8 protein-coding genes are annotated in these 9,411 nt (G+C 70.9%); all 8 read right to left on the reverse strand.

Annotation, left to right across the window (positions count from 1 at the left end; all coding sequences use genetic code 11):
• Positions 1 to 37 precede the first annotated feature (37 nt).
• Positions 38 to 2,533 (reverse strand): RelA/SpoT family protein, encoded by a 2,496-nt coding sequence (locus ACFQ79_RS26665; RefSeq protein ID WP_383587918.1) that lies wholly within the window; start codon positions 2,531 to 2,533, stop codon positions 38 to 40.
• Positions 2,534 to 2,771: 238 nt separating this feature from the next.
• Positions 2,772 to 3,323: an adenine phosphoribosyltransferase gene (locus tag ACFQ79_RS26670; protein ID WP_383587921.1), complete on the reverse strand. Its 552-nt coding sequence runs from the start codon at positions 3,321 to 3,323 to the stop codon at positions 2,772 to 2,774.
• On the reverse strand, positions 3,320 to 4,402 hold the full coding sequence (gene secF / locus ACFQ79_RS26675) for a protein translocase subunit SecF (protein ID WP_383587924.1): 1,083 nt from the start codon (positions 4,400 to 4,402) through the stop codon (positions 3,320 to 3,322). Before secF ends, ACFQ79_RS26670 begins: the two co-directional genes overlap by 4 nt.
• Position 4,403: 1 nt before the next feature.
• Positions 4,404 to 6,185, reverse strand: coding sequence for a protein translocase subunit SecD (gene secD, locus ACFQ79_RS26680; RefSeq protein ID WP_383587927.1), 1,782 nt, complete (start codon positions 6,183 to 6,185; stop codon positions 4,404 to 4,406).
• A 144-nt stretch (positions 6,186 to 6,329) separates the two neighbouring features.
• Complete coding sequence (gene yajC, locus ACFQ79_RS26685) at positions 6,330 to 6,794, reverse strand: preprotein translocase subunit YajC (RefSeq protein ID WP_055602346.1); 465 nt, start codon at positions 6,792 to 6,794, stop codon at positions 6,330 to 6,332.
• A 165-nt stretch (positions 6,795 to 6,959) separates the two neighbouring features.
• A complete protein-coding gene (ruvB, locus tag ACFQ79_RS26690; RefSeq protein WP_383587931.1) occupies positions 6,960 to 8,051 on the reverse strand; it encodes a Holliday junction branch migration DNA helicase RuvB in 1,092 nt (363 codons plus the stop codon).
• A 73-nt stretch (positions 8,052 to 8,124) separates the two neighbouring features.
• Positions 8,125 to 8,757: a Holliday junction branch migration protein RuvA gene (gene ruvA, locus ACFQ79_RS26695; RefSeq protein ID WP_209493850.1), complete on the reverse strand. Its 633-nt coding sequence runs from the start codon at positions 8,755 to 8,757 to the stop codon at positions 8,125 to 8,127.
• Positions 8,754 to 9,317, reverse strand: coding sequence for a crossover junction endodeoxyribonuclease RuvC (ruvC, locus tag ACFQ79_RS26700; protein WP_073914711.1), 564 nt, complete (start codon positions 9,315 to 9,317; stop codon positions 8,754 to 8,756). The genes ruvA and ruvC overlap by 4 nt, the downstream gene beginning before the upstream one ends.
• Positions 9,318 to 9,411 lie beyond the last annotated feature (94 nt).

The following is a 9,411-nucleotide window of genomic DNA, read 5'->3' on the forward strand; positions in this document are numbered from 1 at the left end:
CCGGCTCACTGCCGGGGGGCCTTCCCCGTATCCGCCGTTACGGCCTGCGGGCCGATGTCACGCGGTACACGTCGTAGACGCCCTCCACGCCGCGCACGGCCTTCAGGACGTGGCCCAGGTGCTTCGGGTCGCCCATCTCGAAGGTGAAGCGCGAGGTGGCCACCCGGTCGCGGGAGGTCTGCACGGCTGCCGAGAGGATGTTGACGTGCTGGTCCGAGAGGACCCGGGTGACGTCGGAGAGCAGCCGAGAGCGGTCCAGGGCCTCGACCTGGATGGCGACGAGGAAGACCGAGGACTGGGTGGGCGCCCACTCGACCTCGAGGATCCGCTCCGGCTCCCGGGAGAGCGACTCCACGTTCACGCAGTCGCTGCGGTGAACCGATACGCCACTGCCGCGGGTGACGAAGCCGATGATCGGGTCGCCGGGCACGGGGGTGCAACAGCGGGCCAGCTTCACCCAGACGTCCTCGACGCCCTTGACGACGACCCCGGGGTCGGCGCTGGAGCGGCGCTTGGAACGGCCGCGGCTGGGCGGTGCGACCTCTTCGATGTCCTCGGTGGCCGCGTCCTCGCCACCGAGCGCCTGCACCAGCTTCTGCACGATGGACTGGGCGGTGACGTGGCCCTCGCCGATCGCCGCGTACAGCGAGGAGATGTCGGTGTAGCGCAGCTCGTGGGCGAGGGTGACGAGCGAGTCGCCGGTGAGGATCCGCTGGATCGGCAGGTTCTGCTTGCGCATGGCCCGCGCGATGGCGTCCTTGCCCTGCTCGATGGCCTCGTCGCGGCGCTCCTTGGAGAACCAGGCCCGGATCTTGTTGCGGGCGCGCGGGGACTTGACGAAGCCCAGCCAGTCGCGGGAGGGCCCGGCGCCGGCGGCTTTGGAGGTGAAGACCTCCACCAGGTCGCCGTTGTCGAGGGTCGATTCGAGCGGCACGAGCCGCCCGTTGACCCGCGCTCCTATGGTGCGGTGGCCGACCTCGGTGTGGACGGCGTACGAGAAGTCGACGGGGGTCGCGCCGGCGGGCAGCGCGATGACGTCGCCCTTGGGCGTGAAGACGAAGACCTCGTTGCGCGAGAGGTCGAAGCGCAGGGACTCCAGGAACTCGCTGGGGTCCTCGGTCTCCTTCTGCCAGTCGAGCAGCTGGCGCAGCCACGCCATGTCGTTGAGGTGGTCGTCCTTGCCGGCCTTCTTCGGCACGTCGGCGCGGACCTTGGAGGCACCGGCGACGGCCTCCTGCTTGTACTTCCAGTGCGCGGCGATGCCGTACTCGGCGCGCCGGTGCATGTCGAAGGTGCGGATCTGCAGCTCGACCGGCTTGCCGTTGGGTCCGATGACCGTCGTGTGCAGCGACTGGTACATGTTGAACTTCGGCATCGCGATGTAGTCCTTGAACCGGCCGGGGACCGGGTTCCATCGCGCGTGGACGGTGCCGAGGGCGGCATAGCAGTCCCGCACCGTGTCGACGAGGACGCGGATGCCCACCAGGTCGTAGATCTCCGCGAAGTCACGGCCGCGGACGATCATCTTCTGGTAGACGCTGTAGTAGTGCTTGGGGCGGCCGGTGACGGTCGCCTTGATGCGGGCGGCTCGGAGGTCGGCCTGGACCTCGTCGGTCACTATGGCGAGGTACTCGTCCCGCTTGGGGGCGCGCTCGGCGACGAGCCGGACGATCTCGTCGTACATCTTGGGGTAGAGGATCGCGAAGGCGAGGTCCTCCAGCTCCCACTTGATGGTGTTCATGCCCAGGCGGTGGGCCAGGGGCGCGTAGATCTCGAGGGTCTCGCGGGCCTTCTTCTCCTGCTTCTCCCGCTTGAGATAGCGCATGGTGCGCATGTTGTGCAGGCGGTCGGCGAGCTTGATGACCAGGACGCGCGGGTCCTTGGCCATGGCGACGACCATCTTGCGGACGGTCTCGGCCTGCGCGGCCTCGCCGAACCTGACCTTGTCGAGCTTGGTGACGCCGTCGACGAGCAGGGTGACCTGGTCGCCGAAGTCACGGCGCAGGTCTTCCAGGCCGTACTCGGTGTCCTCGACGGTGTCGTGCAGGAGACCGGCCATCAGGGTCGCCGGGTCCATGCCGAGCTCGGCGAGGATCGTGGTGACGGCGAGCGGGTGCGTGATGTACGGGTCGCCGCTCTTGCGCTTCTGGCCGCGGTGCCAGCGCTCGGCGACCTGGTAGGCCCGCTCGACCTGGCGGAGCGTCGCCGTCTCGATCTTCGGGTCGTTGGAGCGGACGATCCGCAGCAGAGGCTCGAGGACCGGGTTGTACGGGGAGGAGCGCTGGACGCCGAGCCGGGCCAGGCGGGCGCGGACGCGGTTGGACGAGCCTCCCGAGCGGGCGGGCGCCGAGGGCGCGGGCCGCGTGGGGGCCGGGGCCTCGGGCGCCGGGGGCTTGGGGGCCGGCGACGCGGAGGCGGCAGGCGGGGGCCCGGTCTCCGCGGGCTTGTTCTGGGGCGTGCCCGTCCCCGGCGCGGCCTTGTCGGCCTTCGGGTCGGGCTGCGCGGCGGAGAGTGACTGGGCCTCGTCTGGCAAGAGCGCTCCTCTGGCGGTACCCCCGGACGGAGTCTGGGGGAGGTACCGGGTCCCCCGGTCAGGCCCGGAAAGGCCATCGTATCGAGCCCGGACACGCACTGCTCACGCGGCCGGGGCGGGGAACGGGCCCGACGGCGGGCGTGGCACGCCCCTCGGGTCCCGGACCGGAACACTCCGGAAAACCGACGGGGCGCCCCGGGGATTCCCCGGAGCGCCCCGTGCGGGGTGAAGCCCGATGTCAGACGGTGATCAGCGCCGTGAGCGGAGCGCCGTTCAGTGCCGGCTCCAGGCGGGCGCGGCCCGGGAGGAAGCCGAGTTCCATCAGGACCGCGACGCCCGCCACCTCGGCGCCCGCGCGACGGATGAGCTCGATCGAGGCCTCGGCCGTGCCGCCGGTGGCGAGGACGTCGTCGATGACCATGACGCGGTCGCCCGCGGCCAGGTCCTCGGCGTGCACCTCGATCTCGGCGGTGCCGTACTCCAGCTCGTACGCCTGGCGCAGCGTCGCCCCGGGGAGCTTGCCGGCCTTGCGGACGGGGATGAAGCCCAGTCCCGCGCGGACGGCCACCGGGGCGGCCAGGATGAAGCCGCGCGCCTCGAGACCGACGATCTTCGTCGCGCCGTGCGCGGAGCACAGCCCGGCGAGGACGTCGGTGAGGGCCGTGAACGCCTCCGGGTCCGCGAGCAGCGGCGTGATGTCCTTGAACAGCACGCCCGGCTTCGGGTAGTCCGGTACGTCGCGGATGCGGCTGAGCAGGAGGTCGGTGACGTCCTGGGCCTCGGCGGTCATCCTCGCTGCTCCGAGGAGCGGCCGCGACGGCTCGCCCGCGGGCCCACGACGGCGATCTCGTTGTCGTCGTCGGACCGGTCGTCCGAGCCCTCGTACGACTCGCCCTTGGCGGCCGCACCGGCCCGCTTCGCCATGATGCGCTTCTTGAGTGCCCTGATCGCCGGCTCGCGCTCCTTGAGGTCGGCGACGAGCGGGGTGGCGATGAAGATCGAGGAGTACGCACCGGCGGCGAGACCGACGAACAGCGACAGCGAGATGTCGTTGAGCATGCCGGCGCCGAGGACGCCGCCGCCGATGAAGAGCAGGCCGGCGACCGGCAGCAGCGCGACGACGGTGGTGTTGATCGAACGGACCAGGGTGCCGTTGATCGAGCGGTTGGCCAGCTCGCTGTACGTGAAGCGGGTCTGCTTCGTGATGTCCTTCGTCTGTTCCTTGAGGGAGTCGAAGACGACGACCGTGTCGTACAGCGAATAACCGAGGATCGTCAGCAGACCGATGACCGTACCGACGGTGACCTCGAAGCCGACCAGCGAGTAGATGCCGACCGTGATCGTGAGGTCGTGGATCAGCGCGATGAGCGCCGCGATCGCCATTCTCCACTCGAAGGCGATGGCCAGGTAGATCACCACGAGGATCATGAAGATCCCCAGACCGGTCCAGGCCTTGGTGGCGATCTGCTCACCCCAGCTGGGACCGACCAGCTCCGCCGCGATCTTGTCCTCGGCGACGTTCAGGTCCTTGGCGAGCTCCGTGCGGACCTGGTCGGACTGCGCGGTGTCGAGGCCGCCGACCTGGATGCGGAGGGAGCCGTTGCCGAGCTGCTGGACGATCGCGTCGTGGCCGGACGCCTCTTCCGCGTACTCCTGAGCCTGGCTGACGGAGACTTCCGACTTCGGGGTCGTGAAGACGGCACCGCCCTGGAACTCGATGCCCATGTTGAGGCCGCGTACGGCCAGGGCGACGATGGCGGTGATGGTGATCAGGATGGACAGGCCATACCAGATCTTGCGGTTGCCGATGAAGTCGTAGCCGACCTCACCACGGTGGAGCCGGGCGCCGAGATCGCCGAGCTTCGACATCTCACGCCTCCTTCGGGTCGACAGGGCCAGCGACAGAGGCATTGGCACGACGGGTGCGGCGCAGCGGCGGCTTGGCGCCGAGTCGCTTCGGGTCGAGGCCGGACCAGGCGTGGCCGTCGCCGAAGAACTTGGTCCGCGCGAGGAGCGTCATGACCGGCTTGGTGAAGAGGAACACCACGACGACGTCGAGCAGGGTGGTCAGGCCGAGCGTGAACGCGAAGCCCTGGACCTTGCCGACGGTGACGATGAAGAGCACGGCCGCGGCCAGGAACGACACGAAGTCGGAGACCAGGATGGTGCGACGGGCGCGCGGCCAGGCGCGCTCCACGGCCGGGCGGAGCGTGCGGCCCTCGCGGAGCTCGTCACGGATGCGCTCGAAGTACACGATGAACGAGTCCGCGGTGATACCGATGGCGACGATGGCGCCGCAGACGGCCGGCAGGTTCAGCGCGAAGCCGATGGCCGGGCCGAGCAGGGCCATGATCACGTAGGTGAGCAGCGCGGAGACGCCGAGGCTGAGGATGGCGATCAGCGACAGGCCGCGGTAGTAGGCCACCAGGTAGATGATGACCAGGGCGAGGCCGATGGCGCCGGCGATCAGACCGGCCTCCAGCTGCTCGCCGCCGAGCGCGGCGGTGACCGTGTCGACGCTCTGCGTCTCGAAGGTCAGCGGCAGGGCACCGTACGACAGGATGTTGCCGAGGTCCTGGGCCGACTGCTGGTTGAAGTTGCCGGAGATCTCGGCACTGGCGCTCAGCGTCTGGCGCACCGACGGGGCCGAGACGACCTCGCCGTCCAGGACGATCGCGAAGCGGTTCTGCGGGTCGGCCTGCGAGGACAGCTTGCCGGTGATCGCCTGGAACTTCTTCGAACCCGCGTCCGTGAAGTCCATGGTGACGATCCACATGCCGCGCTGCTGGTCGAGCTGGCCCTTGGCGTCGTCGACGTCACGGCCCTCGACCTCGGCCGGGCCGAGGAGGTACTTCGACCAGACGCCGGGGGCGTCCTCGCCACACGCGACCGTGGGCTCGCTGGGCTTGACGCCCTGGCCCGCGGCGGTGCGCTGCTTGGGGTCGAGGCAGTTCAGGGAGGTGAACTTCTGCTGGAGCGCCGCGGTGGCGGCGTCCGGCGTCGGGGTCGCCGACGGGGTGCCGGTGGCCTTCGGCTTCGCGGACGACGAGGCGCTGCCGGTCGGCGTCGGGGTGGGGCTCGGGGCCTTGAGGGCCTCGGTGAGCGCACGGCCCTGGGCGGAGCCGGTGGCCGTCGGCGTGGCCGACTTCTCGCCCGCGGTCGAGCCGGAGGCGGAGGAGGAAGGCTTCGGCGTGCCGGAGGGAGAACCGGAGGTGCCGGCGCTGGGCGCCTCGGCGGGTCCACCGTTCGTCACCGCGAGAACGGGCCGGAAGTAGAGCTGGGCGGTGGTACCGACCTGCTCCCGGGCCTGCTTCTCGTTCGTCCCGCGAGGGATGTTGACGATGATGTTCTCTTTGCCCTGCGTCTGGACCTCGGCCTCGGAGACACCGAGACCGTTGACCCGGCGCTCGATGATGCCGACGGCGGTGTTCATGTTGGTCTCGTTGACCGCCGACTCCTGGCCGGGCTCAGCCTTGGCCTTGAGCGTGATCGACGTACCGCCGGCGAGGTCGATGCCCAGGCGCGGGGTGGTGTGCCCCGACCAGAACATGCCGCCGGTGAGCGCGACCATGGCGATCAGGATGAGTGCCAGGGCGCGGCCCGGCCGGCTCTGTCCCCCCGCCGGCCTTCGGCCCTTCTTCGGTGCTGCCACCTGTCGTATCTCCCTGTCCAACCGTCCCGCGCCGGGTGTGCGCGGGACGGCCACGAAGTGTGTGTGGGGACCTTCCCCCGCAGACGTGGAACCGTTCCGAGGACCGCGCGCGCCGGTGGGCGTGCGTGGTGTCCTCGGCCGCGACTACTTCGCGTCGGTCTCGCCGTCGGCCTTGCCGTCCTTCTGGCCCTCCGCAGCGTCGGTCACGTCCGACTTCTTCGTCAGATCGGCCTTCGGCGCGTCCTCGACGGTCTCCGTCGCCTCGGCGGCCTCGGTCAGCGACGAGGCGTCGTCCGGGACGACCGTGTCGGAGTCCGAGTCCTCGTCGTCACCGTGGACGATGCGGTTGTACTCGGAGTCCTCGAGGACGGCGCCGATCGCGTTCTTCGCGTAGACGGCGTGCACGCCGGGCGCGACCTCGAGGAGGACGGTCTCGTCGCCGATCTCCTTGACGGTGGCGTACATCCCCCCGATCGTCCGTACGCCGGTGCCGGGCTGCATCTCGTTGCGCATCTGCGCCGCCGCCTGCTGCTTCTTCTTGGCAGAGCGGGTCATCAGGAACATGGCCCCGATGAGGACGATGAAGGGGAGGAGGGTCACGATGCTCACGGGACGGGTTTCCTTCGCACGGTCGCGGAGAACCCGCGGCCTGATCTTCGGGGGTGGGCGCGCCGACCAGAAAGGGCGGCAACGGCGGAGTCTAGGCGAGTCCGCATCATTGGAACAACGTCCAGCATCGCACCCCGGTTCCTGTCCGGGCGAGTGTCAGCACCGTCACGCCCCGAAGAGCCCCTGTTGTCCCTTTCCCGCGCCGTTCCCGGCGCTCCCCGGGCCCGCTGCCTGCGGCGGAACCAGTCCGAGGTGCGCCCATGCCGCGGGGGTGGCGACCCGACCACGGGGCGTACGCGCCAGCAGACCCTCTCGTACGAGGAAGGGCTCGGCGACCTCCTCGACGGTCTCGCGCTCCTCCCCCACCGCGACGGCCAGCGTGGAGAGGCCGACCGGGCCCCCGCCGAAGAGCTTGAGCAGGGCCTCCAGGACGGCCCGGTCGAGCCGGTCGAGGCCGCGGCCGTCGACCTCGTACACGCTGAGGGCCGCCTCCGCGATCTCCCGGGTGATGACGCCGTCGGCCCTGACCTGCGCGTAGTCGCGGACGCGGCGGAGCAGCCGGTTGGCGATGCGGGGGGTGCCGCGGGACCGGCCGGCGATCTCGGCGGCGCCCGCCGGGTCGATCTCGACGTCGAGGAGTCCGGCGGAGCGGTGGATCACGCGCTGGAGCTCGGCCGGGTCGTAGAACTCCATGTGGCCGGTGAAGCCGAAGCGGTCGCGCAGCGGCGGCGGCAGGAGTCCGGCCCGGGTGGTGGCGCCGACCAGGGTGAACGGCGGGAGTTCGAGCGGGATGGCGGTGGCGCCGGGTCCCTTGCCGACGATCACGTCGACACGGAAGTCCTCCATCGCCATGTAGAGCATCTCCTCGGCGGGCCGGGACATCCGGTGGATCTCGTCGAGGAAGAGGATCTCGCCCTCCTGGAGGGAGGAGAGGATCGCGGCGAGGTCGCCCGCGTGCTGGATGGCGGGGCCCGAGGTGATGCGGATCGGCGCGTTCATCTCGGCGGCGATGATCATCGAGAGGGTGGTCTTGCCGAGGCCGGGGGCGCCGGAGAGCAGCACGTGGTCGGCGGTGGCACCGCGCTGGCGGGCGGCCTTGAGGACCAGGTCGAGCTGCTGACGGACCTTCTCCTGGCCGACGAACTCGCTGAGGTCCTTGGGCCGGAGCGCCGCCTCGACGGCCTGGTCGTCCCCCTCGGCCGATGCGCCGACGATGCGCGCCTCGTCGTCGCCGGTGGTCTCGTCGTCCCAGTTCACGGTTCTTCTGCCTTCTCGGTGGTGGTGCGGTGGTCGGGGCGGCGGGGTGGGGAGGGCCCCGCGGCGGGGCCCGTCAGCGGGCGCGGTTCAGGGACTGCAGAGCCGCCCGCAGCAGCTGCGGCACGGGAGCCGAGCCACCCGCGGCGATCGCCTCCTCCGCCTGCGGCGTCACCGCAGCCACCGCCTCCTCCGCCTCGCGCGACGCGTAGCCGAGGCCGATGAGCGCGGCGGACAGCTGCTCGGTCCACGGCGCGGGACCGGAGGCCGCCGCCCGCTGGGCGCCGACCATGCCGCTGCTGCCGAGCGGCGCCCCGAGCTTGTCCTTCAGTTCGAGGAGGAGTTTCTGCGCGCCCTTCTTGCCGATGCCCGGGACGGCCATGAGGGCCTTCTCGTCACCGGTGGACACGGCGACGCGCAGGGCGTCGGGGCTGTGCACCCCGAGCATGGCCTGGGCGAGGCGGGGCCCGACGCCGCTCGCGGTCTGGAGGAGCTCGAAGACCTGCCGCTCGTCGTCGTCCGCGAAGCCGTACAGGGTGAGGGAGTCCTCCCGTACGACGAGGGAGGTGGCGAGCCGGGCGTCCTCACCGATGCGCAGTCCCGCGAGCGTTCCCGGGGTGCACTGGACGGCCATGCCCACACCGCCGACCTCGATGACGGCCGTGGTGGGGGCGAGCGCGGCGACCGGGCCGCTGACGAAGGCGATCATCGGGTTCGGCCTTTCACTGCGGCCGCCTGCCGGGCGACCGCCTGCTGGAGACGGTTCTCGGCGACGGCCTGCTGGAGACGGTTCTGGGCGGGGGCGCGCCAGATGTGACAGATGGCGAGGGCGAGGGCGTCGGCGGCGTCGGCCGGCTTGGGTGGCGCGGACAGCCGGAGCAGCCGGGTGACCATGGCCCCGACCTGCGCCTTGTCGGCGCGTCCGCTGCCGGTGACGGCGGCCTTGACCTCACTGGGGGTGTGCAGGGCGACGGGGATGCCGCGGCGCGAGGCGCAGAGCATGGCGACGGCGCTGGCCTGGGCGGTGCCCATCACCGTACGGACGTTGTGCTGGCTGAACACCCGCTCCACGGCGACGAGTTCGGGCGAGAAGCGGTCGAGCCACTCCTCGATGCCACGCTCGATGCCGACGAGCCGCACTCCGATGTCGTCGTCGGCGGCCGTCCGCACCACGCCCACGCCGAGCATGGTGAGGGGCCGTCCCGCGACGCCCTCGACGACGCCGACGCCGCACCGGGTCAGACCCGGGTCCACCCCGAGAACACGCACACCGCACCCCCTCCTCGCTCACCTGTTTGTGCAGGCTATCCGCTGCCACCGACAACGCCGCACGAACGACAGCGGGCCGACGGGGGTGTGTCCC

Origin of the sequence: Streptomyces sp. NPDC056480 (genome assembly GCF_042795405.1) — a bacterium.
Taxonomy (GTDB): Bacteria; Actinomycetota; Actinomycetes; order Streptomycetales; family Streptomycetaceae; genus Streptomyces.